The organism is Acinetobacter sp. 1124_18A, from assembly GCF_052824995.1.
In genome coordinates this window covers 313,794-339,002 of record NZ_VTDF01000001.1, presented here as the reverse complement: position 1 = coordinate 339,002, position 25,209 = coordinate 313,794, and the positions used below count along the sequence as shown (strand labels likewise).

The following is a 25,209-nucleotide window of genomic DNA, read 5'->3' as shown; positions in this document are numbered from 1 at the left end:
CAAATAGAGACATTCACATTACTATTAATTGTGTGAGCTGTGCAACCCGAGAAGATTAAGCACAGCATTAAAGCTAATTTGCACTTAAGCATTTTTGGTGCCTGTCTTGTTGTCTTACCCAAACCCCATAGCAGCCATTTTTACGAATACTACAATCACGCTTTGCAACATACTTCCATTTAAGTAGAGCATCACATGCTTGTCTTGGTTTGTTTTGCAGTAAAAGTCGCCTCATAGATGATTGATTCCAGTTGCTTTGTCCAAAGTTGTAAACAAAGTCCAGATAAACATCGTATTCAGTCTGGGTTAATTTCACACCTGGTAGAGATTTACGAAAAGCTACCTCATCTTTTGAAATATGAGCTTTTGAAATCTCAATAGCATGGTCTTTTGTGATTGACTTATCAGTCATTTTGACTGTAGTGCCATTTTCATATTTTGTGGAACCAATACCAATTGTTGCTACTTTCCCGCTATCTAAATAAGGCTTTGAGCTGTAACCCTCATACCCAATTAAAGATACAAAAAAAGCAGCCGATGCTGCCATGCCTACTGCAAATTTAGTTTTGTTTGACATTGAGTCCTGCCTCCATTTGTTTCAGCTTATACTCATGAATCTCCTGCTCTCGTTTGGTTCGCAAAAGTGATTCAAGCTCTTCTCGCTTATTCTTTTTAATCTGGAAATATACATTAAGTGCAAAACCAGCCAAAGCAATTAAGACACCTGTGACTGCCAGCCAATCAACAGAAGCAACCCACCCAACTACCGTAGCAGTTCCTCCTGCATAAGTGGCTTTAGATCCAACTGTTGTTGCTACAACCTCAACAGCTTGTGAAGTATTCTCAGACATGCCTTCCCCCTAAATTCAGGCAAATAAAAACCCTAGCGAGTGCTAGGGCTTGTGGTGGTTTTTTGGGCAATAGATGTATCTAACCAAGTAAAAAGCACACTGGAGTACTTGTTTACTTATCAGACTAACCATGTGATAGATCTATATTGACTAAGAGCTGCCATCGTTTGAGTTCGAACAATGAATTGATTTGCTGATGCTGTTTTGGCTGCAAGAGATAATGTTCGTCCACTCCACGAGAGGGTTAAACCATAAGTGGCATCATTTATGATCTCCTGTGCAGCAGTTACACTAACCAAGTTATCAGTGTCAATATATAACTTAATAAATGCCTTACTACCCGTAGTATCTGTGGCATCAGCTCCACAAATAGTAATTTCAACACCCGCACGTATAGGTACAGTTAACACTTGTACTGAGGTAGTTGTGAGATTTACTTGTCTAACTTCAGTTTTACTATAAGCAGTTAATGATGCACTGGCTGGAGAACTAATATCTAATACTTCTCGATATTGCCTTGTAATTGCTCTGCGATCAATTGGTGCAATTGCTGTGGATCCACCAGTAAATGTATTTAGACCCCATGTAGCTTTAGTATCCGCCGGTGCAAAACCAGTAACACCATCAAATATATTGTTCTCAATAACAAAATCTGGACCAAAGTCTGTTCCATACTCAAATGCTACTGTGCTCTTAACAGTGTTATAAGAGAATGTGCCGCCTGAAATAACATAGTTATTGTTTGGCCCCGTGAATGGTCTGCTTTCGAAATAACAATTTTGAACAAATGCATCTGACCAGCCAGTAGCACAGTTATTACGAATGCCAGCAGTTCCTGTAAAAGCAGAATTAATAATTTTTAAATTCAATCGACCAGATGGTGTATTTTGAGATTCAGCAATTAGTGTGGGCTCACCTGTAATTTGGGAAGTAACAGCATCAAAATGACAACCATCAACTGTCACATTGTAAACAGTGTCTAATGTCCCATCATTTGGTTCAATATCAAAAAGATATTCCCATCCCTTTGTTGCATTATTCTGATAAAAATAACATGATTTAAAGGTAATATCATGGCACGATACTAATGAAGTAGCATTGCGTAATGAATTGCCAAATTCGCATGATTCAACCCAATGATTGTAACAACTCTCCGCACCCAACTTCCCACGGAAATACAGTGGGTCAAAACGAAACCCCTCACCTTTTACACGGTAAGCTTTGAAATTTTTACCAGCAACTCGAATTCCATAGCCACACATTGAAGCTGATTGGTCGAATCGAAGTGGCTTGACTTCAAGGTCTGATATCGTAACATTATCTACATTTTCACCAACATAAATTAAATCTGTTGAATTTGTAGAGTAGAGGAAAGTACCATGAGCAACCTTAACAGTGTTGATAATAGTTTGCCAATTGGCAGCCATATCTTCCATGGTAGCAGTGGTGACATAACTAGCTAATGTTCCTTTTAAATGGACATTGGCTTTCATATTTACTTTTGAGTAGTACGCACCTTGTGGAATTGTAACTGTACCACCGCCTATTTTTGACACATAATCAATAGCCTTTTGGAAGTAAGCCTCTTGATTTATTTTGTCTGTAACAGACAGTTCAGCATAAGCACCAGCTTGAGTAATATCCATCGTTCTATCAAATATAACAAGCTTCCATCGCCCTGTAGGTATTCCTGCAACAGCAATGCAGCTAAATCCATCATCGTCTTGCGTCGATGTATTATCCCATTGGTATACAGAGCCACCAAATTTTGATTCTGCATAGTAGGCAAGTGTTGCTAGTCTCTGTTTGTTTTTTCGCCCTTTAACTTTTCTTAAATCATCTACACTAGCTACATAACGCAGTGTACTATCATTTACTTCACTTTGAGTTTGAGTGCCATCAATAACATTATCTGTAGACAGTGTGCTAAACCAATCCCCAATATCGTTTACATCATAGATCTTGACCCCATATTTTGATTTAACAATAAATCTATAGCGGCCAGACAAAAGATAGATTGGGGCATCACCGCGTTCATCAAGAATAATTGGATGTGTATTTAATGTTGTTCCCTCTGCATCTGCAAAAGTATCTTTTGGTGTGGTAGTTCCTGATTCATATGCAAACACATTTCCACCCGCCAATGGGTGTCCACACTTATCTTCAAAATGTGCTTTCAGTTGCATCATTGGTGTGAGTCTTGCCATTTTATGCATCCATAAAAAAACCACCTTCCGGTGGTTATTAAAAAATTACGAAATCGACTAAATCTGGATCAAAACGCCCTTGGGTGTTATCACCCCCATATGTGCATACAAGACGGAATTTAGTAGTAGTCTTTGTGAAGGAGTAATCCAAGCTCACAGATTGTGCAGACGACCCCCCATTATTTGAGGCTGCTGGTAGAACCTGATAATTTACATCTGCCAATGCGGTTTTAAGCTCAATTTCATAAGAACCAACGCCCAACCTAGTAATGGTTTTAAAATTCCCGCCATCACCAACTTTGATGCCATCAGCCCCCTTAAATGTTCCTCTAGCTCGTGCAGCAAAAATTGGGGTATCGCCAGGTGCTAAGTCTTTCTTTTCAATTTTCTTGTCATTAAGGATTTTTACAGCTTTTGAAGTAGCAAAGGTATCGGTGTCATCAAGATCAATAGCATCACTTTTATTTATATAAATTGAATCAATCTTGTTCTTATCGTCCAATGGAACAATCCCATCAGCCACACCTTTTTGCGTTTGAATCTCTTGCCTAACAATTGTTCCAAGAGACTCCTCGACTTGATCTAATTTATCTAACCCGTCTTGAACTTCTTGCTTAAATTCATCCAATTCAGTACTTGTCACATAGCGCGATAACTTGTCAGTGTCAGCAATAAGTACATCATCAATTGAAAGGACTCTTACCCGGTAAGCTCCACCATCTAGATAAATATTTGCTCTTCCAGCTTCATCCAAAATGATTGGGTTTGTATTAACTGCACTTCCACTTGCATCACTAAATGTGGGTTTTGGTGTTGTGGTACCAGACTCATAAGTCCAGACCTTTCCACCAGCCAAAGGCCGCCCTATGTCATCAACAAATTGTGCTGTGACATTGGTCATTAATGGGTACATAAAGGACCTCAAATAAAAAAACCTCCCGAAGGAGGTTATGAGATTGATTAAGTTTTACTGTCTTGTTGAGCCTGCACCACCAAGTAAACCCGCTTGGACCAACCGGTCAATTAGGGTTTGCTCTTGTTGCGTTGGAGGTGGCGGTGTTACTGTTGCACCAGATAAATCTGGACGGAGAGATTTGTTAACAGCTCGTCCATTTCCATAGTTAGCTATTGGATCGACTACATAGTCTTTAAGATATGGAAGATTGAGAACTGCTTTAACTTTAGAATTTCCGAAAAAGTCCATTAACCGATTCATTGTTGCTGAAGCAGTATTTGAATTGTTTACATAAGAGTGGGCTGGCTGAGTAACTAAATATTCGCCAGCTTTACTAATGTTCTTAATGTTCTTGAGTTCCGATGGCTCAAACAATACCGATAGTCTTCGGTCTCCAATCCCATCTAGTGCACGCTTCATACCCGCAGGGCTAAATTGCCCATTTTGATTGACAGCCTTACCAGCAATAAACTCTAGAGCCTGTTGCTTAATATCTGCTACTGATTGTGGATTTACGTTATTAAGAAGATCAACCGTTTTTTCTAGCTCATTAACATTCCCATTAAGAATATGCTTACTAAAGAGTTTGTCAGGCTCAACACCCTTTCTAATGTCTTGTAGTAGTGGTATGCCTTCAATCTGATTCATGTTAAATTGGTTTGCTTGCCTTGCGAATTGGTATGCCTTCGCAGCATCATTACCACCTGAAGACAATAAGCTCTGCATAGCTTCAGCCTGTCGTCCATTTAACGCATCACGCACCAAACCAATTGAATAGGTAGAGCTAGTTGGCTGCCCCATTTGTAATGAAGATTTGTATTCACGGTTGAGGATCTTAATTAATTCCTCTGATTTGCCCAAGGTGAATTTATCAGGATTTTCCGCAACATCTCGCATGATCTTTTGAACACTTGAAGGTAGACTTGAAGCTGCATAATTCTGCTCAAGTGCGGTGAAGGCGTCATTTGCAAAACCGCGCCCATCAATTACTACATCATTGCCAGATGCCTTCTTTGCAGAATCATAAGCAGCACCAATGAATTGCTTATTTTGATCAAGCTGTGAATTAAGTGAGCTTACGACACCTTGCATTGTTCCAAACTGATCAGATGCTTTACCACCAGTTCTAGAAGTGGCGACATTAAGCAAATTTGCCAATTGCTTATTATCGTCTATGAACTTTTCTCGCAGTGGCGCACCAACATTCTGGATCTTTGCTAATTCAGCCTCCTTTTGCCATTGCTGCGCATTCCCACTCACCTGTGCTTTTGTGCCTTTAATGCCAACTTGATCAAGTACAGCCTTTCGAGCTACTGCTTGAGGGTTGAGGTTTTTGCCAGCCTTCAAGGCGTCTGTAGCTTCTTTGCGCAACCCTCTTACAACATCATCAGATAAATCACTGAGTGACATGCCTTGTTGGCGCAAGGCATCATCAAGGTTTTTATCAATTGCTTGTGCTGTAGCTTGGGCCGCTTTAGTACCTGAGTTTTTTACTGCATTAACAGCTTTAGAAACACCTTGACCGATCTTTTCTCCAATGGCACCACCTGCCGCACCGCCAACCGCCCCAAATGCTGTATTCTCCAAACGCTGCTTTGAATCCTCAGCAAATCCAGCTCCGCCAATTGCCGCACCCACGGCCGCATTCTGTGCTGCAACTCCTGCACCTGCTTTTGATAGTACGTTTGCACCTTGGTAGCCGCGAGCCAATGCGCCTAATGGCGCAGTTGCTGCCACCTGCCCACCTAATCGGCTCCAATCATAACCTTGCCCTGCTTGTTGGCGACGAGCTTGATGATAGTCTTGAATATCTTTCCGTTGGTTAGTGAAGCGATCATATGATCCTGTGTCAAAGTTAGTTCCAAGTGCCCCATTCAATCCTTGGCCTAGTTTATCACCAGCATAAGCAAAGCCTTGCACAACACCAGCTCCCAAATCAGAAGCCCCAAGCAAAGCTGATTCCCACATTCTCGTAGGTCCTGCATCCTTGGCTTGTTTTTGCATAGCTTGTTTTTGAGCTGCCTGCCAGTCAAATGGCTGACGAGTTGCTGAGACTTGAATAGGTTGCTGTTGACCTAAATTCTTTTGCAAATTTAAGCCAAGGTTTTGTGCAATTTGAGCATCAGAAAAGCCTTCTTTTTTAGCCATTGTGATGCGTTTACCAAACCCAGCATTGGACGCTAGGCTTGAGTAGATCTGCTCGTCTGTGTAGCCTTCTTTCTTTGCGTCTGCAATTCGAGTTGAGATATCTTTTTGACTAGCCATTTATCCACCCTGAATTGTATGACTGATCATGTTCATTGGAACATCCTCTGGTTCATAAGCTGGCAAGGATGACCTTCCATTTCGCAATAAATCTAATGGAACATCTTCAGGCTCATATACTTTAGATTTTTGAACAATTGCAGTAACTGGAACATCTTCTGGTTCATATGGAATAGATGTAGCTTTATTACCTAGTTGAGTATTAATGAACCCCCAAGACCGCTTGTTCTGCGCATAGTTTGAAGATGGTAATGAAGCCCAAGTTCCACCCGACTTTTTAATTGCAGTACCAAAGTCGCCCTTTAGCACATATGGCAACGCCCCGATCTGATCAAGCAGTGCTATTGCACCTATATCTTGCGACTGTGGCGAAAAGTCTCTTAAGCCATACTGTCTAGATAACCCATTCCATGTATCATTCAGAAACTGATAACGACCTGCCGCTGTGGTGTAATTCTTCTTACCATCCGTTTGAGTGAATGCCTTGCGAATGTTTGGATGCCCTGAAAGATCATCAAAACGTTGATTCCCGAATAATGTGTTGTACCCATGACTAACACCCTCAGCACTAGCAATCAAATCAAGCATACGCCTAGCATTAGGATTGTTAAGTAGCTGCATGTAATTTTGAACTGATGCCATAACTTTTCCTCGGGCAATAAAAAACCGCCTTCTGGCGGTTCTTGTTTAACTATGATAAATACCATTCAATTGTATGGATAGGCTGCCCACCTAGTTGCGAGTAGTGTGTCATCCCGTGTTTTAATGCCCTTCGGTTTAGAGCATTAGCATGTGTAACCATTTCCTGAGTTATCCCTATAACCTGTGCAGCATACTCGCTACGTAGGATGCTTAATGCTGGGAAGATATCATTCTTAATGATTTTAGAAATCTTGGGAACAAACCACATTAAGAATTGAACATCAGCATCATTCCAAGGTTCATTATTCAATTGCATTGCTACTAATGTGTTTTCTACCTTTCCTTTTAATTCCATGCTGAGCAGATATTGTACAGAATCTTCGAAGTGGATAGCCAATAGTTCATGGTAAGAGTTAATTTTGAAATGACGATTATGTCGTGTCCAAATTTGTGCTCTTAATCCATTGTTTCCACTCACCTTAGCGTCGACAATTTTCTGCAATGAATCTTTCTGTTCTGGAGAAATTACTTTTCGTGTTTCAATTGCACCACCCATGAACTTTTCTTTCATGGACTCAAAAGCTAATTTTTCACAACGAATGAAGTAGCGTCTAGCTTCGCGACCCTTATCATTGTTCTCAACCATGCAAAGTTCTTTTGCCATATCTAAACTTAATGAATAGTCTTTTTGAACAACATTTGAACGGACGCCCGTTTTGGCGAGCGTTAAAACAAAGTCTACATTCTCTTGGAATTTGTACTTGGATATACGTTGTTTTATCCAATTAGCGAAATCACGACCAACTTCTAAAAAGGAGTGTAAAGATCTGGCATCTACGGCAAACTGCTTGTCACCACTAATATCCACCTCAACTAGATCAAGTACCTGATCGCCAGTTAAGGTATGTTGTAAATCAATTTTTTCTGCTACTATATTCATAGTTAATATCCTATATTGACATCAATTAAGCCCTGTCCGCCAAGATCACGGGCTTTTTTGTTGTCTGTTGATTTCATGCTTTCGCACTCTCTTTACTTTGTAAAAATTGCTTAATAGCTTGGTTAATCAAGTAATTAAGCGATCTATCTTCCTCCCTACCTCTTTGTTTTAAAGCTTCATGATCCTTATCATCTAAGAATCTTAATTTATATTGCTGACCTCTCTGATTAATACTCATATTTACTCCATAACATCATTTAGGTACGTTTATATAATGTACCTCTTTTATGTCATTGTCAACATCAAAGAGGTACTTTATGATGAGTATGTTATTTTTGCGGTATATGGTTTATTTCTATGAGTGAGAATCAAAAAGAACCTCAATATAAGTTGCGTTGGAATGAAGATCTGCGTAACAAGGTTATGAACTCAGCAAAAGCAAATAACAGATCAATAAATCAAGAAATTATCGTTCGACTAGAAGAAAGCTTTCAAGAAGATATTGAAAAGTATGAAGATGCTTTAAAGAATGCAAAGCTTGAATTTCTACTAAAGGAACTAGCCTTAAGAATGGGTGTTTTTAAGATTACTGTCTCAAGCACTGAGGATGAATATATTCAGCGCCAAAAAGAAATCGAAGAGATGAAACGCAAAGAGTTGTTAGTAGATGATAAAAAAGCACCCTAGGGTGCTTTTTTTAAATCATTCATTGTTTTGTTTCTGGGCGTCTTTTTCTTTCGCTTTTTCCATTTCTTGCTTAAGTTTCAACATATTCAATTCATAAACTTGCTGCTGATAGGCTTGTTCTTGAAAGTACGGAACTATTAATCGAGCCATCTTGGATTTTTTTGCTAATTCCAACATAACCTCTGGATCTCCATCTCCCTCTTTATAAATTCTGGATTTTTCTCTTTCAATATTATTGCTTTGCATTATTTGAGACATTCTTTCACTGTCTTGCATCATCTTATTTGCGTCAATTTGTCTTGTCTGTAATGGGATATAGGGATCTATACCTCCACAAAAACCAAAAATAGGCAAAAATATGCCAAACAAAAATATAATTTTTCTCATTTCAATCCCCCACCGTGATGAGGGAATTTATAGCACAATTATTTGCCAAACAGAATATTGTTCAATTTTGCTTGGTTGGCTCCTGCTTGAGCTGTCTGCTTTGGAGCACCTTGAGAACGAGATAATCCGTAGTTGTCATAGATACCATTAATATTCTGATTTAGAACTGCAATAGTATTATTTTGAACTGCGGCTAGTCGTTGCAATGCTTGTAATGCTGCTGCATTATCGCGTGGTGGGTTTGCTGCAATAACTTGTGCTGCACGCTGAGCATCGCCTTCAGTTTGCGTACCTTTAGCCATCATAAGAACATCATTAACTGCTTGGTTTAAAGCTGTTTGGAAGTTCTCAACACCACGGCTATTTTCATCTGATAAGCCAATCATATTTTTAGCTTTCGCACCCAACTGATTAGCTGCACTAAGATTTAAACGGCCGCTTTGTACATCACTAATAAGACCATTAATCTTGCCAGAGTTTTGACTAGCGGTAGATAGTTGTACATTCAGATCGTTGACAAGTTGAAGTGCTTTATCACTCAGTTTTGGCTGCCCATTGCCACTTTGTTTTTCTACGATGTAGTTCCCTTGATCATCCTTAATATATTTGGACTTTCCATCTGGCAATATTGCATATTTTCTTCCATTAACATCAACTCCAAAGCTAACAGGCTTGTTTCTCTCAAAATAATCCTGTTGAGCTTTAAAATCAAAATTTTTCTGAAATTGCTTATCTTGCTGTTCAAGGGATTTTTCTACTGTTTTGGCTGTTCGAATACTATTCTCGGTCAAAGTGGCATTGTCTGCTTCATTATTCTTGGTCTGATAAAGGTATGGAGCAAGTTCTTTATTTAATAAACCACTATTCATTCCATATTGCTTAACTTCTTCGGGTTTCATTATGCTAACAATTTTAACATTGTGATCATAATCTTCAGGCGAAATTATCCCTGTTCTCTTCATTGCGTCTAGCGCTAATAATACTTGCCCTTTATCTCCAGTTAGTGCTGCTTGCTGGAAAGCACCCTGAATAGCTCCAAACTTTTTCTGAGAGTTATCTAACGTATAACCACCTGCTTGCGCATTGTTTTTTGTGGCTTCACTAGTTGTTTTCCCAATCTCTGCTAGTGTCTTCTGCTGATCCAGAAGGTTTTTTTGACTAGCAGTTTGTTGGGCTTGTAATTGAGGGACTATGTAACGAGCCATTTGAGATTGCTGGCCAAGATTCAGCATTTTATTAACATCACCTTGTGACTCATTGTAAATGCGGTTTAGTTCTTGATCTGACTTTTGCTGACGCCATAACTGAGATAATTTATCTCCATCGGCAAGCATCTGGATTGCATCAACTCCGCGAGCTTGCAATGGAATAGACGGATCGATAGCCATTAGGTTACTCCTGCCTTCCTATTATTCATGTATGCCGAGCCCAGTGTTCCAAGCTGTTGAGCTGCATTAGCCCATGCATTACCACTTGCAACTGTTCCTGCTGCTGAAGCATTTGCCCCCGCCATGGTGTTATTGGCAATTGCTTGACCTGTTTGTAAACCAGCATTACCAGTCTGAGCTGCTGCGTTCTGCCCCACACCCACCAAATTAGCTAGACGGTTGTATCTATTGGTCTGATCAGCATTAAAGCGATTGTAAGCGTTGGAGTACTCTTGACTTGCAAAGTCTGATCCATAATTATTTAAGGCCTTTAAGGTTGCACCGCTCAATAAACCGCCCTGAGATGCGGCACCTGATTGGACGGAATTTAAACCTTCATTAAGTCTAAATTTGTAAGATGGATCATCATAAATATCCTGACCATTGAATGTCTGGTTGAAATATCCATTCTCACCCATCTGGCCCATTAATTGACCTAGTGCAGTACTACCAGCATCACGATATGGATCTAAGTCCTTACGAGTCTGGTCATACATGTCCTTTTGAACTTGTGTTGCTGCATCTGCACTTTTTGCTTGTTTCCTTGCTGCACTACCTGATGTGGCAGATGATAATGCTGCCCCACCAATTGCAGCCGCTGCGGCCCATGGCATAATTAAACCTCCAACAAGTGGTGCTCTTCATTCACATCAATCTCACCTGAATGTGAAATATTGTGGATGCAGTAAATAATTGTGTTTGGCTCTAAACTCATGAACGTATGCTTTACATTTGCAGGAATCTTAATTCCCACAGGCGCTACATAGTCACCTGTAAAGACACCATCCTGCCAAACACGTACAGAGCCATGTGCGAGCATGGACATGTGTTCATAGGTATGTGAATGCTGAGGAATGAACATACCTTCATGTTTGATATGCATTTGTTTGGTAAAGATGTCATCAGCTATGTAAATTTCTGAATTTTCTTCAGGGGCATCACCTTCAGCAACCGGCATAAATTCAATTTGATCTAAATCGTAAATCTCTTTTAAATTAATCATCTTGCTTTCTCTCTCTGTGTCCGGATGCAAACAATGAGTGTTATGCGATCTTGGGTGCTGTTGTTTTCTACCCAATGTTTTTTATGGTTATCAAAGAGCCAGCAATCACCAACTTTTGGATTCAAGCACTCTGTAATTCCATCATGTTCACAACAAAAGTTTGCACCTTCTTCGCTTTGCAGACTGATGTAATACTTATCAAAGTAATCAACATGCCAACTTGAATCGGTATGTGGAGCAATTCCGTGATTTGGAGGAATACGCGTAATTAAAATCCCTCCAAGCATTTCGCCCTCAACCATTGCCATTAGCTTAAAAATGATTGGTTTTAATGATGGGAGTGCTTCAAAAGCCGAATACCAGACTGGCAAATGAGGATCATTGAACCCTGTTAAATCGCCTGCATCCAAATATGGCTTCACATCGTTGTAGCGAACCCAGATATCTGACATTTGCGAATGAGGTGTATTTTTTGCGGTTCTTCGAAGACTGTTCGCATCCCATAATTCGGAATTGGCTTTCAACTCTTTCATTAAAGATGAGACATCAATCCCTTCATCAATCTTCTGAAAATGCATCATGGATTACTTGCCTCACTTAATTTGACTAGTAGTTTCGTCACCTGATCAAAGTAGGCTCGCCAAGGTACTGTCATTTGCCCGTTTTCATACATTGGATGTTGATAAGGAGGTTCTAAGTTCATTCACTCACCTTCACCTTCGCACCAAGCAATACAAGCCTTGATGCATCTGTAAACCTCAAACGAAAAACACGGTTAAATGACTGCCCAAGACGCTTAAAGATCAACCGCTTGTCATATTCACCAATACCACCTAAGTCCATTTGTCGTGAATAAGACCAAGTTCGACCTCGGTTATCTGACCAATCTAAAATGACTTGAGGCTCAGTATTTGTTTCTTGGCCAACTTGCGCTGAGACTTCCAAATGATGAAAGATCCAGCGGTCTGTAGTTGGATTAACTACTGGAGTAATACGCTCACGAACAATTGATTCACCGTCATCTGTATTGCTGTTTTGAGTGAGTTGATAGATCTTGCCATTTTGACGATCACCAACTAGCTGCATTCCATTAAAGAAGCAATGTACAAATGCCCGATGATGCTCATGTAAATAAGTTTTGGGATTGTAGTAGCTGCGCTCATGCCACATTTGCGTTGTGGAGTCATAACACCATGTCTTTTTAGCGCTAGGAAACGTCATGACAAGGAAGGCATGACCGTTCTCTTGATAAGCGAACCCATACGCATCTTGAATGCTCTGATAAGTTGAGATGTCACTTTCAATTGCATGGTTTGATATTCGTAGTGTCGAATATCCTTCAGTCATTACAATTTGGCCCTGCCCGTGCTCAGTTCTAGTTACCCAAGCGAGACTTCCACCAAATCGACAAACAGAGGCAGGTGCAATGCATCCTGTTGGAATAACTGCTCCACCCATTCGCTGAAATGGCAGATCTTTATTATTAGTTGAGCCCCAAATCTCAGTTGTTCTTTCACCAATTAACCAAAGCAGTCCGTTGTTTTCAATGGTTCTTACAAGGTTATCTGACTTAGCCTCAGCAGTGGCATAGCTAAGAGCTGTTGTTTTGGTTGATAGAAGATCTGACCATTGGATACGACCAGATTGTGGGACAGTCCAGATAAAACGTGAATCAAGGAAGGTAACATCTGAGGCGCCAAAAAAATCACCAAGATCAAGTTTGGTTAAGACATTGCTCTTTAGGTCCAGACTGTAAGTGTTATTACTTACAATCATTGCTTGAACCTCATTATCAGCAAAGTAAACTCGACCAATGCCAGTCACTTCACCCAACTCTTTAACAGTGTTGTCAGGTCGAACTGATAAAAGCTTTTGGCCTGCAACAACCAAGAATTGGTCACTCATGGCATACATGCCACGAATATAGCTATCAAATTCAAACTTCTTGATCAAGCCAGATGTGGGAAGTAATGCGGCAACTTGTGGCGCATTACCGCTTTCAACCACTTGAGGAAAAAGGTTTAGTGTGCGTTGACAATCAACAGACCAGTCTTTTAAATGATAGGACTGCCCAACAATAGGAATTTCAATGATGGTACTCGCCATAACATCTAACTCCTACTGGTAGATCGTTGGTTGCATAAGCTGGAACTGAGTTACTGTTTTTAAGCATCTCAATTGCATTACTTTGATTTTGAACCACGCTTAATGGCGGCTCTGTGCCAAACATTGAAGCGATTTCAATTGCTAAAGTCAGTTTTAATGGGCGCTTATATTGCGGAGGTAGAGGGATTTCATCTTTGGGTTTAAGGTTCTTAGGAAGCGTATAGACCTTAATTTTAAGTTGCTTAAAGTTACCTTCTTCAACTTTAAATACCCAAGCATCAGGCTCTTGCCAATACTCAACCGGCGCATATACTGGTGGTGTTCGGTTTGTATTGCGTACAAGCTTAATCTTGCAGCCATCAAGCCAAGCATCATCAGATATCATAGAAATATCAGCAATCATGGTTGGTTTTGGTGTTTCAGCAGTACAGCCGCAAGTACATTCACAAGGCTCTTCAGCAGGCTCATCAGGTGTGCATACTGGACAGTTTGAAATCTCGTACTCACAACAGTCTTGGATATTTGCCTTATTGCCTATGCGGTACTCACCTGCACCAGTAAGAGGGATGATTAAAGTAATAGCCTTGTAAACATAAATCTTATCTAAAGCCCATTGGTCCAAGAGGTCTTGCAAGCATTCAGTGCCATCAGCAATATCATCACCACTAGCACGTTCACCAGAAGCTAAGATGCCCAATTTCTTCATGGCAGACTCTACAATCTTACTGACGATCATGACTGCTCCTTAAGGTCGTTTATTGATTATCAAGAACAAGCTTTACCAGTGCAGGCTTCTCATCACGCGAACCGTATTTAATGCCTTTGCCATCAAGTACAGTTCTTAATTCTGCTGCACTCATAGCTGAGTATTTATACTGTGCATTTTCTTTAAGAAGTTGTTCGCGCTCTTGATAAACAGCGTCATAAACTTCTTGAGGGACGCCTGTTGATGCAGGCAATGCCTTTAATTCTTCTTCAAGCTTTTGCTTTTCTAGCTGAAGATCATTAATTCGGAAATGGAATTCACCTTTTGCTGTAGCAAGTTGTTCTTCAGACTCGGCTAGCTTTCCAGCAACTTCATCAAATTGCTCAACCGGAACAAAAGCATCCAAGTCAATTTCTTTGATGTCGTCTATCGAATCATCAGGCTCGCCAATGCCTTGTGGTTCACCTAATTCACGATGTTCAACCCAGCCATCTTCCATTAACTCTTCTTCATGCTCTTCTGAGTCGGCAGTGGTGTATTCAAAATTAACTAAGTCACCCTTATAGAGCATCTTTGGATATTCATTTGACATTTCAGTCCTCCAAAAATGACGACGCCCGCAAGATGCGGGCATTTGTCGTCAAGAAAGTTTAGGCTTGTGTAATACGACAAGCATGTAATGGGCGAACAACTTGGAAACCGTATAGCACGTCAATACGTGTGCGCTCAAAGTCGTTGTTACCATCACCAAATGTCATAACACGCACTGAGATACCACTAGGCAAACGAGCTGTATAACCTTCACAAGAAGCCAAGACTGGCAGTGGTGCGAATGCAGTTGTAAATGCATCTTTATGGAATTCCAAGTTTTGGAAGCCGTTAGTAGATACAATAGTTACTACTGCACCATTAGCTGGCAATGCACTTGTAGTTTTGTTTGGCGCAGTAGCGTTAAGCCCTGGATAGATCGAAACAGCAGTATTGGTTCCAACTGTAGCTGCAGCATTAACAACAAACTGCTGAAGAACGCCAAGATCCTGACCAGTTAAAGGATGAACTGCATTTACACCAGCAATTGTAAAGACTGTACCTTGAGTTAATGTTCCAGCAGTTGAGGCGGATAGAACTACTGTTTTACCAGTTTGGTTAGCACCGCTAACAGTAATACCAGCAGCGGTACCATTATTGAATACAGCAACAGATTGATGCTCATATAGATCGGCACCAAATGCAGTAGCTACATAACCTTGTAAGTAGGCCTTGCTTGATGTTTGTGTCGGGTTATACATACGCGACACTTCACCACTTAAAGCAACGTTTGCAGCACTAGAAAGCACCACAGAACGATCACCAGCTGGAGCAAGATACTGATTCAGCTTCGCACGACCTAGTGCCAAAGCATTAGATGGGTTTGCCCCGGATAATGACATTGCAACTTGGTTTGGAGTACCTAAAACACCACGGGCAATAAGATCTGCCTCAACTACAGATGAAAGTGTCTGCATCTGTGGGCGTAAGATACGATCCTTAAAATCTGTAATATTAAGAATTTTCTCTTTTGCACCAAATTGCAATGCAACGTGTTTCTGAGTATCAAGTTTTAGATCTACAGATTCTTCAACTACATCTGTAGCGCCATTCCCTTCCGCAAATTGAGAGCCGTTATATACTCGACCAGACGTTGGGATTTTGATTTTTACAGTGTCGCCTTTTTGATAACCTTGTACATCTTTACCAAATTCGTCTTGGCGACCTTTGTTAATGTTCGCAATAAATGGCGCTTCTTCTTCCAGCATTTTAGCTGCTTCACGAGCGATCATTTGGTGCGTAAGAATGGTATTAGCCATAAATTATTTTCCTTTATTTCGGTTCTGTGTTTCAGCCCTATACCACTCGTCATCACTCATTTTTGAGGCGTCACGAACAGCAGGCGCATTAGCTTGGACAGGTTTTATTGGCTTTGGAGCTTTTGAAACAGGAGGTGGAGTTGGCTTAGAGATATGCTTATCGATCTCTTGACCAATTTTTCGAGCAGCTTGAACAGCACTCATTTGTGAGAGGTCCATCCAAAGATCTGTGTCTTCAATCAGTTTGGCTGCAACAATTAATGTTTCTTTTGCACTCAAACCAAATTCATTTAGATCTAATGGCAGTGGCGGTAGAGTTTCAAGCTTCTGGTTTAATGCATCAGCATCGTAACCTTCATCTTCTAACTCGGTCATTGCAGACTCAAACTCAACTTGACGTTGGGTTTTAGACTCTTCCTCTTTGGATTTACCTTGCTTTTCAAGGATGCGACGCTCAGCTTCACTAATACGCCATTCATCTAACTTCTCTTCATATTCATCATGGGCTTTAGTCCACTGCTCATATGATTCAAAGTCTTCGATTTGTGGTTTAGATGGCTTAGCCTCAGCTTTAGGCGCCTCTTTCTGAGCCTCATACTCTTTGAGTTTTCGCTCAGCCTCTAAGGCGCGCTTAACTGCTTGCTCTACACGTTCCTGAGCGCGGTTACGCTTCGGTTTCTCAGGTTCTGTTTTAGGCTCGCCATTTTCATCTAGCTCACCTGTATCAGGTTCCTGATTTCCTGTTTCTGGAGAATTTGGCTCTTGACTTTCAACACCAGTATTTTCCGTTGCGGTGGTTTCAACGACGTCTTGAGTATCAGAATTCTGGTTCATCTTGTTGCTCCAAATTAGGCAATAAATTACCTTCGATCAGTTGTGCGCCTTCCCCAGTCTGATCAGGACTAGGAGCGAAGTCTTCTTGTTGAACCGTTTCTTCAGGCATTAAAAAACCCTGCTGATCGGCAGGGTTCTGAATGCTTGGCGCTTGCTGAGGTGGTGGTTCATACACACCTTGCTGCGGATAATTTTGTTGTGGTGGATCAACTGCATAATTAGGAATTGATTCACCTTGTGTTAGCCATTGCTGAGGAACTTGAGTAAGTCCAATTTGCTCTTTAAGTAAAGCAACAGTGCCCTTCAATTCTTCAACATCTGCACGGCTAGCAGCATTGATTTGTGCTACTTGCAAATCCTTCTCAGCATTGATTTGTGCTTTTAGTAAATCAAGATTGCGGTCTTCTACTTTGTCTTGTACTTGTTTCTGTAGAACTGCAAGCTCACCAGTAAGCTTCTGTACAAGTTGATCAAGCTGTGTGATCTGTGCTTTAGCTTGCTCAGGATTGATTTGACCTTCTTCCAGCACTTGAGGTGGCATTAATTTCTTCACACGCTCCGCAATTTGCTTAGCATTCAAGAGCGGTGAATCTTTAATTACCAAGTCACCAGCGGCTTGCATGATATTCGGTGCAAACTGAGCTAGTTGCATCATTAACTGGAATGACTGTTCACGCTGAGTATTGAATGATGGGCCTGTATCCATGCGGACATCATAGCGCCCGATTGACATATCATTTAATACGCCATTGATCGCTTTAGCCTGCTCGTCTTCATTTTGTGGCTGTGCATTTAGCTTAGCCATCTCAGACTCACCATCTGACCCAATAATGCGACGCACCATAGGTGTATCGTAGTAGACTGGATATAAACCCAACAAAATGCGCCCACACTGTCGAATAGACTTATTGTCATTGTCTTGGAAGTGGAACTGAGAAGTTTCACCCTGACGCTGTAATAAGCCAATTGCACGACCTGATTGTTGATTAACATCTTGCCCCATTTGTGGAGCATGCATATTCAACGTATCAGCAATCAAAGCCTTTGCAGACTCAGAGGCATTTAAAATACCTACAGGCACTTGAGCTGAGCCAATTTTTGCAGGTGCTGGACGAGGTTTACCGTTTTCATCCAAGTAATCATAGCGGAGGTGTTTATATGCTGACGGGTTATCCCACTCTGGATAGCCCTGAGTCGCTTTGGCATCCACCACAGTCAATTGATCTTGGTTCTTCTGAAGAATATTTGCTTCAGTTGATTTCCAGTAGTTGAACAGACGTTGTGGATCTTTGGCGAAATGTACAAGTGAGAAGATATGTCGCTTATCACCAATCCAAATTACTTCGCCATATACGGGCACAATTGGAATGTACTTGCCGGGGAACACGCCAGTTTCAAGAACTTTGCAGCCTGATAATTTAGCCCATTTGATTTCAGTTCGAGTTGTATCGCGCTCATTAATAATGAATGCTTCCAACTCTTCCTTATCAAATTGCTTCATGAGTACAGATTCAAATTCTGTTGTGCCATCTTCAAGTAGGATGAGATTATCTTTAACTTCATCTTTATAGAAATACTCAGCGATAAGAACAGTATTTTCAGTTTCATTGAACCAGTTTTCGATACCATCCATTTCAAAATCAGATACAGCATCTTTGCCATACTGCTTTTCTATAGCATCTTTACACACCCACTCACACACAAGCGCTTTGCTCATGTCTGAGCCGTCCATTTCGCGTGATAGCGGATCAATTAGGACTGCTTCGGGGTTATGTACTGCTTTGAACTTTGGTTCCTGATTAAAGCTCTTTTCATGGATGTAATCGGCAGTGATGCGAATAAAACCAACTGCACTATAAACAGCATTTTCAACCGCAATGTCGTTTACATCTTCAAAGTTGCTTGATTCTTCAGTGTCTTTGATCAGCCCACCAAGAACCTTAGCCATATCTTCATCAGCGCCATCATCAACCGGCACAACTTGAATCTGTGGTCTGTTTTGCTTGTGAGTGTTGACCTGTTGGCGGCAATAGGTATGAACAAGGTTAAACTCTAAAGTTGGCTTACCTTCTTGCTTCCGCTTTTCAATTGCACCATGTTCCCACTGAGCGCCTTTAACTGTCACAAATTCTTTATCTTCTCGACCTTGGCAATAAATTTCATTCCAATAGTCTTGAGCATCGTCACGAAACTTCTTTGCTTGAGCGAGAATATCAATTTTGTCTTTATCGACTTTTTCGTCTTTATCCATTTTATCCCATCCAAGATGAAGCGGCTTTAGGTGGTGGTGGAGCTGATCTGGCTACTTGTCCAATCTTGTCTCTTATTTGTGCGAATTGACGTAATGCATCAGCTGCTTCTGAATGACCATCTGTTTTAACTGGTTCACTAGTGTAGGTTTGGGCGTGTGCATTGAATTTGCGAGTGTAATTCTCTACATGCTTTAAGCCTTCTTTGCATCTATCAACATCAAACCAAACATCATTCATTAACGCTTCGCGCGTCTTGTTGATACCGTGTAAGAGTTCCGATACACGTGGCACAATTTCAACACCCGTTAAACCAAGATTTTTAAGCATTTCTTGTGGCGATAGGTTCTTACTTTCACCTTGTCGAGCATGAGCACCGTCATGTGGCAAATAATGCTTACCCCACAAATAACCTTTACTTTGCATAATCTTCACAAAGTATTCATATGGCTCACCCCAACCTTCTTCAAAGTCAATGAAAAGGTCTTGCATGCCTACACGTTGATGGAACCAAATAGCAGTACCATCAGAGTTACCAATATCCCAAAAGGTATTTACCGGTACATCTGTGCGGATTGGCAATGAGCAGATACGTTGCTCTCGGCGGACTTTGATGAATTGCTCTGTGTACCAACAGCCCTCTTTAGACTTCTTGAATGCCTCTTCTGGTGTTGAAGGGTATTCTTGCCACATCAATTCAGATGAGCCTTGGAAATCATTATCACGAGTTGCTGCGTACCAGCTACGCTGAGATGAGCCAATCTGAATACCACACTCTTGCTCTATTCGATCAAAATATTCATGCTCTTTTGAGGTAATGTGAACATCAGCATCAAGACTGTATTCATCGGCACCATGCCAAGGGTAAAAGTGAAATTTATAATCTTTCTTAGTTAACTCAGTACCTGCTTCTTTCTTCTTGCGGGCAGTTTCTGACATGTTGTAGAAAGGGCCTTCATCACCTTCGGCAGTAGATTCGATTACAAGTATTCCATTCGGTGCAACTGCTGGAATAGAGCCAGTTAAAACCTCTTTGGCTTTATCTGGAAACTTTGCACAAATCTTACCGAACTCAGAAACGTGCAAATACTGCAACGTGCCTGATCGCATTGACGTACCAACAGTGATTGAACTGTTGTTATGAGCAAACAATAGTTCACTTGCACTATCACGCGCTAAAGGAAACCTAGCCTTAATTTCAGGTGGCAGGTTGTCATATGCAAACTTAACCTTATCTCGGAAAAGCTTATCAGCTGCATACTTATCTTGTGCAATCATCCCTGCACGAGTATCGCCTTTGCCAAACAAACAACAATCTAGAAAGTAGATTGCTACCATTGTAGTAAAGCCAAGCTGACGTGCTTTTAAAATAATATTGCGATACCAAAGATTATTAATGAAATCTAGCTGGTGTTCATTTGGGATGAATGGAGCTTTAAGCCCTTCTGTTTCTTCATCACCTTTAATGAGGATTTGATATAAAAAACCACTTGTCAGGCGCCACCATGGATCAGACAAGTTTTTCTCTAGCTCGTCTACTTCCATATGTTTACCCTTTTGGTTTCAAAGTGTTCCCACTAGCTCGTTGAAGTAATTCTTTAAGAGGATCTGAAACATCATGTTCGATCTTCTCTTTAAATGCCCCAACATTCACATGTTTGCCTAGAAGCTCAAGATTTTTAACCTTGTCAGGCCATTTAATTTTCTTAAGCCAGCCGACTTGTTCTTTATCGTCACCACGACCGTCAAACTCTTCAATATTCTCGATGTTTGACACGTATTGACGCCAAATAGGAGGCCATTCTCCAATAGGTTTAAATGCGTAGTTATCACCCATGATGTCTAAAACATCCATCTTGTCGATTTCTACAAGACGTTTGAGCACATAGTCTGCATTCACATCAACACGTTTGAGGCGCTCGCCATTCAAGTAAGCAATACGCTCTTCAACTTCCTCACGTTGCAGCACATCCCAAGCATGTTGTCGGGTTTTAAACCCTACTGCTTTGCCAGCCTCTTGAGCGCTTAACGTTTTTAAATATTCGTGGCAGAACTCTTCATGGCGTAAATTCTTTAAGGGTTCTGCGCCTTTGATTTGTTCTTCCATTGGTACCTCTATTCAATAACTCTTGCTAATTCGATTTTTTCTTTGCCTACTTTGGCTAAATATTTTCTTAACTTTGACATTGCTTGCTTTTCGGTCTTAGCAAATACAGTGTAAAGCGGCTTCGTTGTTCCAAATTCAACCCAATGATATTGATTCATCGATACTCCAACGCATATTTAAGATCATCAGGCGTTTCTAAATAACACCCTTGTTTCAAGCAAAATGCATGTATGTCGTTTAGGTATTCAGTGAATTGGGCTGTGCTTGCATCAGTAGTGCTCATTAGTTCACACAGGCCGTTTGCTACATCTTGGTAGAGTGGATGCTTAGAATCCTTTAATTCTCTAACGGCTTTAAATGTTTTCTTGTATTGTCCAACATCATCACGGTCATAAATCTTTGCTAAGAAGTTCTTTTTAAAGAACAGATGTTCGTAATCTTTATCCGTTCCCTGCTTCTTGGACCATTGATTAAGCCACATCCAGTACAAACGATTCTGAGCTTTAGATCTATCTTTCTCTTGAGGTGCAATCAATACAACCAGAGGCTTACCTTCAATTGCTGCTTCAGCATGGTTCTTATTTAGATAATTTGTCACATAGTTGATGTCAGAATGGTTTTTGATGACGAATCTAGGTTCCATTTCAAAACACCTCACCATCTTTAAGATTAAGCATACGCTCTGTTTTTTCTAGCATGTTTGCGAACCATTCTTTTGATTCTAAAAGTCCCATCCCTCGATACTGATCGAACCATTGGTGACAGGAATGGCATAAGGAAATTGTGTATTTATCATCTGCTTTAATTCCCTTGCCTTTACCATGTTCACTGAAGTTGCTGTGTGCTGCCTGACTTGGACCACCACCGCATCTAACACAAGGTAATTTCCTTATTGCAGCAAGTCGCTTTGCATCACGCATTTTTAAGGTTCTGTTTGATGTTAGCAATCTGAGTGTCAATGTCTTTGATTCGACGCTTGCAGTCTTGTTTGAACTGATCTCTCGCATTGAGATGATTCAAATTCTCAAGATTAAACCGATCTTTGTAGAGTAAATTTAAATTCTTCTTCGCTTCGATTGTGTCCATGTTCACCCCAACCCATTTAACTTAATGCATATATTCCAGTAATGAGAAGAACCACAGCCAAATGAAGTGATTGATCTATATTAAAACTTATTTTTTTCTCGCACTTCATCAAATCAATCAGAAAGTGGGTGACAAACATCAAAGCAGAAAGACCCAGCGATTTAGTTAATAGGAAAACTGGCAAAGCATGAATTGCACAATGGGCACTTAAAACCCAAACCCACATATCATTCTTTTTTTCACCCACGAATCTAACTTTGAAATTAGCAACAAAATCATTTTGAAGTGCAAAATCACACAAGAAGTGCGCCATTACTAAAGCAAATAAAAGCTGTGCAATTTCCATTGTTATCTCCAAAAAAGGAAACCCCGTCAAACGACAGGGCTACAAACACTTAATCTTTCCACACTTTCTGCATTCTTTCTGATTAAACATGTCGGATTCATATTCCCAAACATGTATGCAAAAGACCTGCTTAATTATTCGGAGCATGTGAACATCCAAAAAGCCTTAGGCTTTAGCTTGGTCCTTCATGATCTTAACCAACATATCAAGTTGATTTTCAAAATCCTCGCCAAGCAAATTATATAAATCAGCACCCGCACGCAGAATAATTGTTGAAGCAAAAACCTCTTTACCTTCTTTCTGTTTAATTTCATTAAAGAAAAGATTTACCTTTTCATCATAAATTCGATTTGCTGAGCGTGATGCAACAACGCCAACTTGTGTGATTTCATTGCGCATTTGTGCACTCCCAAAAAGCAAAAAGCCCACTATTAAGTGAGCTTTGATGTGTTGGTCTTCGGAAATCCGTAATACGACCAGTATAGAAATACTATAACTCGCTCAGAGAAATATTCCTAGACTTTTTTCAAGCATCTTTGTAAGTATTTCTTTTGTACTTTTCAACCGCCTTCGATGCAGCATCAATTGCGGACTCAATAGCAAGACACATTAACTTTTCGTACTGTTTCCAAGTTCCATCATAAGCCTTCAATGACATTTCAGATTCTTTGATGCCAGCTGCTAATTGCAATCTACCCTTTGCAGTGAAGTTTTCTTCCATGTCAGGTTTCAGAGCAAACATGGCAACCATCCATGCAACTTTCCTTGCAAGGTCTTCAATCTTGATGTTCTTTGGCTTTAAGCGCTTATCTTCTTGTGCACCTACAATCATAATTCTTGCCAGATGATTCAGAATATAATCAAAGTCACCTTTGCTTTTCTGACCAAAGATAATAACTGAGGTCACTGCTTTTTCGAGTTGAGTATCCATTGAAGCAATAGCACCCAAGCGATCTTGATAGTTCAATGGTTTTTCTCCTGTTCCACGGACCACTGGCTCAATACTTGGCGAACTCGCAGTTAAACCATGAGTCAACCATTCAAAACGTTCAAACTTCTCAACTGCTACTGCATTCATACCGTCACCCTAAATCATCAAATACTTTTTAATTTCATCTATGGCTTCATCTGCACCGAAGCAGACTTTGCACATGTAACCTTGTTCTTCTAAGCGTTGGATCATAAGTCTTTGGCTCGGTTGCAACTTTCCTTTCTTGCCTTTTAACTCAATCCATAAGCCATGAATCTGACCATTTGGAACGATAAGCTGAAGGTCTGGAACACCAGCCTTCACGCCCATCTTCTTAAACTTTGCAGCCTCAATGATGTTTCTAGATCCACCATTAGGAATATGGAACAGGTAATCACTCAAACGACCTGAACCATACTTCACACGATGCGCCCAGCTCATGAGCGTCATCTGTTCTTGATCTTCTGTAGGCACTCTATTAAATCGCTTAGAACGAGCTGCCTTCTGTGACTGGATCTTTTGAGCCTCTTTGAATGTGGTCATTGGTCACCTCTCACCCAAAGCTCAAAATCTTCAATGGTCATCTCATTCTTTTGAATTTTTGAATAAACTATTTCAACGTCATCTGGCATTTTCTTCTTAGCGAAATATCGCTTTAATTCTTCTGTGACGTTATAAACATCGTTCTCTCGCTTAAACACTAGGTACAGCTGCTTTCTTCCCTCAACACTCGCGTAATCCTCAAAATAGCGTTGTAGTTCAAATTCTTTATTGCCGAGCTTAACTACGCCATAGAAGTAAAAGTCTTCATCTAGAGATAGTGTTTTCGATACATATTTATGAAGCCACTGAGCTATGTCAAACTTGATATATCCATTAGTTGATGTGTATTCAACCTCTGTGAATTCATAACGACAGTCTCTTTTAAGATCACTACTACAAAAGACCCAATCTTTCTCTTCCGATGTTAAGTACTCAAATTCTTTAGTCTGAGGATTGAAGAAATTAACTGACCAACTCTTATCATTTGGCTCAATAACAAGATGCTTCTCGGAATTACCGTAAACCTCTGTCCCGTCTGGCAATTGATACAGAACATATGGATGAGTAGACATAAGCAGAGTCTGATTTACTTGCATCCATTTATGTGGTTTTTCATTTTTAATCTTATTGATAAAATACCTTGGGATATTACTCATTTCCTTCCCCCTTGAGCGCTCGCTCTATCTCAATTACGGCTTTGGGACACTGTGACCTCCACGTGTTGCATATCTCTAATACAGCATCCAACCGCTTTTGCAGCTCATCCTTTTCAGCCACATGTTTTGCAATGATGTCATTTAGCTCTTGAACATATCTGTTTCTTTGACCAAGCCACTGATCGTGTTGATCAAACTTGACTTGCAGCTCATCCACTTTTGATTGCTGGTGTTGCCAAACTAGATCAGCAATGGTCATGCTCATATTTGGATAGAAGCCAAACTCTTCATTAAATCTGTTCCAGTTAGGCCCGAGATGATTAGCCATCATCTCTTCGCCAGTGGTTTCAATTAGCCATGTTTCCAGTTCTAGGTTTCTGCCTTTGTTATCCATC

Annotated in this window: 33 protein-coding genes; 1 reads left to right on the top strand and 32 read right to left on the bottom strand. The window is 40.5% G+C overall.

The features are described from left to right. Nucleotides 1–73: 73 nt before the first annotated feature. From FY048_RS01690 to FY048_RS01655, 8 genes are all read right to left on the bottom strand, one after another. Nucleotides 74–577, bottom strand: coding sequence for a lysozyme (locus FY048_RS01690; RefSeq protein WP_446089910.1), 504 nt, complete (start codon nt 575–577; stop codon nt 74–76). Beyond that, the gene (locus FY048_RS01685; protein ID WP_446089909.1) at nt 561–851 is read right to left on the bottom strand and encodes a holin; all 291 of its coding nucleotides are present in this window, start codon (nt 849–851) and stop codon (nt 561–563) included. Before FY048_RS01685 ends, FY048_RS01690 begins: the two co-directional genes overlap by 17 nt. 119 nt (nt 852–970) lie before the next feature. After that, entirely contained in the window at nt 971–3,058 is a 2,088-nt protein-coding gene (locus FY048_RS01680; RefSeq protein ID WP_446089908.1) for a hypothetical protein, read from the bottom strand. Nucleotides 3,059–3,095: 37 nt separating this feature from the next. Next, nucleotides 3,096–3,971: a hypothetical protein gene (locus FY048_RS01675; protein ID WP_446089907.1), complete on the bottom strand. Its 876-nt coding sequence runs from the start codon at nt 3,969–3,971 to the stop codon at nt 3,096–3,098. A 54-nt stretch (nt 3,972–4,025) separates the two neighbouring features. Beyond that, the gene (locus FY048_RS01670; RefSeq protein ID WP_446089906.1) at nt 4,026–6,278 is read right to left on the bottom strand and encodes a hypothetical protein; all 2,253 of its coding nucleotides are present in this window, start codon (nt 6,276–6,278) and stop codon (nt 4,026–4,028) included. Further along, complete coding sequence (locus FY048_RS01665; RefSeq protein ID WP_446089905.1) at nt 6,279–6,920, bottom strand: glycoside hydrolase family 24 protein; 642 nt, start codon at nt 6,918–6,920, stop codon at nt 6,279–6,281. A 49-nt stretch (nt 6,921–6,969) separates the two neighbouring features. Next, entirely contained in the window at nt 6,970–7,860 is an 891-nt protein-coding gene (locus FY048_RS01660; RefSeq protein WP_446089904.1) for an antA/AntB antirepressor family protein, read from the bottom strand. Between the two features lie 73 nt (nt 7,861–7,933). After that, nucleotides 7,934–8,098 carry a hypothetical protein gene (locus FY048_RS01655; RefSeq protein ID WP_446089903.1) on the bottom strand — a complete coding sequence of 55 codons (165 nt, stop codon included), beginning with the start codon at nt 8,096–8,098 and terminating at the stop codon, nt 7,934–7,936. 119 nt (nt 8,099–8,217) lie between these two features. On the opposite strand from FY048_RS01655, the gene FY048_RS01650 reads away from it, so the two are divergent. Then, nucleotides 8,218–8,547: an Arc family DNA-binding protein gene (locus FY048_RS01650; RefSeq protein WP_446089902.1), complete on the top strand. Its 330-nt coding sequence runs from the start codon at nt 8,218–8,220 to the stop codon at nt 8,545–8,547. Nucleotides 8,548–8,562: 15 nt separating this feature from the next. On the opposite strand, the gene FY048_RS01645 is transcribed toward FY048_RS01650, so the two are convergent. From FY048_RS01645 to FY048_RS01530, 24 genes are all read right to left on the bottom strand, one after another. Further along, nucleotides 8,563–8,934 carry a hypothetical protein gene (locus FY048_RS01645; protein WP_446089901.1) on the bottom strand — a complete coding sequence of 124 codons (372 nt, stop codon included), beginning with the start codon at nt 8,932–8,934 and terminating at the stop codon, nt 8,563–8,565. 38 nt (nt 8,935–8,972) lie between these two features. Further along, nucleotides 8,973–10,322 carry a hypothetical protein gene (locus FY048_RS01640; protein ID WP_446089900.1) on the bottom strand — a complete coding sequence of 450 codons (1,350 nt, stop codon included), beginning with the start codon at nt 10,320–10,322 and terminating at the stop codon, nt 8,973–8,975. Further along, nucleotides 10,322–10,975, bottom strand: a complete 654-nt coding sequence (locus tag FY048_RS01635) for a DNA transfer protein p32 (protein WP_446089899.1) — start codon at nt 10,973–10,975, stop codon at nt 10,322–10,324. Before FY048_RS01635 ends, FY048_RS01640 begins: the two co-directional genes overlap by 1 nt. Before the next feature lie 2 nt (nt 10,976–10,977). Beyond that, nucleotides 10,978–11,364: a hypothetical protein gene (locus tag FY048_RS01630; protein WP_446089898.1), complete on the bottom strand. Its 387-nt coding sequence runs from the start codon at nt 11,362–11,364 to the stop codon at nt 10,978–10,980. Continuing rightward, nucleotides 11,361–11,945, bottom strand: coding sequence for an aspartyl/asparaginyl beta-hydroxylase domain-containing protein (locus FY048_RS01625; RefSeq protein WP_446089897.1), 585 nt, complete (start codon nt 11,943–11,945; stop codon nt 11,361–11,363). Before FY048_RS01625 ends, FY048_RS01630 begins: the two co-directional genes overlap by 4 nt. Beyond that, nucleotides 11,942–12,067 carry a TetR family transcriptional regulator gene (locus tag FY048_RS01620; RefSeq protein ID WP_446089896.1) on the bottom strand — a complete coding sequence of 42 codons (126 nt, stop codon included), beginning with the start codon at nt 12,065–12,067 and terminating at the stop codon, nt 11,942–11,944. The genes FY048_RS01625 and FY048_RS01620 overlap by 4 nt, the downstream gene beginning before the upstream one ends. Continuing rightward, complete coding sequence (locus FY048_RS01615) at nt 12,064–13,470, bottom strand: packaged DNA stabilization protein (protein ID WP_446089895.1); 1,407 nt, start codon at nt 13,468–13,470, stop codon at nt 12,064–12,066. Before FY048_RS01615 ends, FY048_RS01620 begins: the two co-directional genes overlap by 4 nt. Continuing rightward, entirely contained in the window at nt 13,451–14,206 is a 756-nt protein-coding gene (locus tag FY048_RS01610) for a hypothetical protein (RefSeq protein ID WP_446089894.1), read from the bottom strand. The genes FY048_RS01615 and FY048_RS01610 overlap by 20 nt, the downstream gene beginning before the upstream one ends. 19 nt (nt 14,207–14,225) lie before the next feature. Next, complete coding sequence (locus tag FY048_RS01605; RefSeq protein ID WP_446089893.1) at nt 14,226–14,768, bottom strand: hypothetical protein; 543 nt, start codon at nt 14,766–14,768, stop codon at nt 14,226–14,228. A gap of 58 nt (nt 14,769–14,826) precedes the next feature. After that, nucleotides 14,827–16,023: a P22 phage major capsid protein family protein gene (locus FY048_RS01600; protein WP_446089892.1), complete on the bottom strand. Its 1,197-nt coding sequence runs from the start codon at nt 16,021–16,023 to the stop codon at nt 14,827–14,829. A 3-nt stretch (nt 16,024–16,026) separates the two neighbouring features. Further along, nucleotides 16,027–16,857, bottom strand: a complete 831-nt coding sequence (locus FY048_RS01595; protein WP_446089891.1) for a hypothetical protein — start codon at nt 16,855–16,857, stop codon at nt 16,027–16,029. Continuing rightward, nucleotides 16,841–19,108: a portal protein gene (locus FY048_RS01590; protein WP_446089890.1), complete on the bottom strand. Its 2,268-nt coding sequence runs from the start codon at nt 19,106–19,108 to the stop codon at nt 16,841–16,843. Before FY048_RS01590 ends, FY048_RS01595 begins: the two co-directional genes overlap by 17 nt. Nucleotide 19,109: 1 nt before the next feature. Beyond that, entirely contained in the window at nt 19,110–20,651 is a 1,542-nt protein-coding gene (locus FY048_RS01585) for a terminase (protein WP_446089889.1), read from the bottom strand. 4 nt (nt 20,652–20,655) lie between these two features. Further along, nucleotides 20,656–21,213: a terminase small subunit gene (locus tag FY048_RS01580; protein ID WP_446089888.1), complete on the bottom strand. Its 558-nt coding sequence runs from the start codon at nt 21,211–21,213 to the stop codon at nt 20,656–20,658. Nucleotides 21,214–21,221: 8 nt separating this feature from the next. Then, the gene (locus FY048_RS01575; RefSeq protein WP_446089887.1) at nt 21,222–21,371 is read right to left on the bottom strand and encodes a hypothetical protein; all 150 of its coding nucleotides are present in this window, start codon (nt 21,369–21,371) and stop codon (nt 21,222–21,224) included. Further along, on the bottom strand, nt 21,368–21,856 hold the full coding sequence (locus FY048_RS01570; protein ID WP_446089886.1) for a hypothetical protein: 489 nt from the start codon (nt 21,854–21,856) through the stop codon (nt 21,368–21,370). Before FY048_RS01570 ends, FY048_RS01575 begins: the two co-directional genes overlap by 4 nt. Nucleotide 21,857: 1 nt before the next feature. Further along, nucleotides 21,858–22,133 (bottom strand): hypothetical protein, encoded by a 276-nt coding sequence (locus FY048_RS01565; RefSeq protein ID WP_446089885.1) that lies wholly within the window; start codon nt 22,131–22,133, stop codon nt 21,858–21,860. Next, complete coding sequence (locus tag FY048_RS01560; protein WP_446089884.1) at nt 22,126–22,299, bottom strand: hypothetical protein; 174 nt, start codon at nt 22,297–22,299, stop codon at nt 22,126–22,128. The genes FY048_RS01565 and FY048_RS01560 overlap by 8 nt, the downstream gene beginning before the upstream one ends. A 16-nt stretch (nt 22,300–22,315) precedes the next feature. Further along, a complete protein-coding gene (locus FY048_RS01555; RefSeq protein WP_446089883.1) occupies nt 22,316–22,645 on the bottom strand; it encodes a DUF3307 domain-containing protein in 330 nt (109 codons plus the stop codon). Nucleotides 22,646–22,810: 165 nt separating this feature from the next. Beyond that, complete coding sequence (locus FY048_RS01550) at nt 22,811–23,044, bottom strand: hypothetical protein (protein ID WP_446089882.1); 234 nt, start codon at nt 23,042–23,044, stop codon at nt 22,811–22,813. 127 nt (nt 23,045–23,171) lie between these two features. Further along, nucleotides 23,172–23,723, bottom strand: coding sequence for a hypothetical protein (locus FY048_RS01545; RefSeq protein WP_446089881.1), 552 nt, complete (start codon nt 23,721–23,723; stop codon nt 23,172–23,174). 9 nt (nt 23,724–23,732) lie between these two features. Continuing rightward, on the bottom strand, nt 23,733–24,158 hold the full coding sequence (locus FY048_RS01540; protein ID WP_446089880.1) for a VRR-NUC domain-containing protein: 426 nt from the start codon (nt 24,156–24,158) through the stop codon (nt 23,733–23,735). Continuing rightward, complete coding sequence (locus tag FY048_RS01535) at nt 24,155–24,814, bottom strand: hypothetical protein (RefSeq protein WP_446089879.1); 660 nt, start codon at nt 24,812–24,814, stop codon at nt 24,155–24,157. Before FY048_RS01535 ends, FY048_RS01540 begins: the two co-directional genes overlap by 4 nt. Then, the gene (locus FY048_RS01530; RefSeq protein WP_446089878.1) at nt 24,807–25,208 is read right to left on the bottom strand and encodes a hypothetical protein; all 402 of its coding nucleotides are present in this window, start codon (nt 25,206–25,208) and stop codon (nt 24,807–24,809) included. The genes FY048_RS01535 and FY048_RS01530 overlap by 8 nt, the downstream gene beginning before the upstream one ends. Between the last annotated feature and the right edge of the window lies 1 nt (nt 25,209).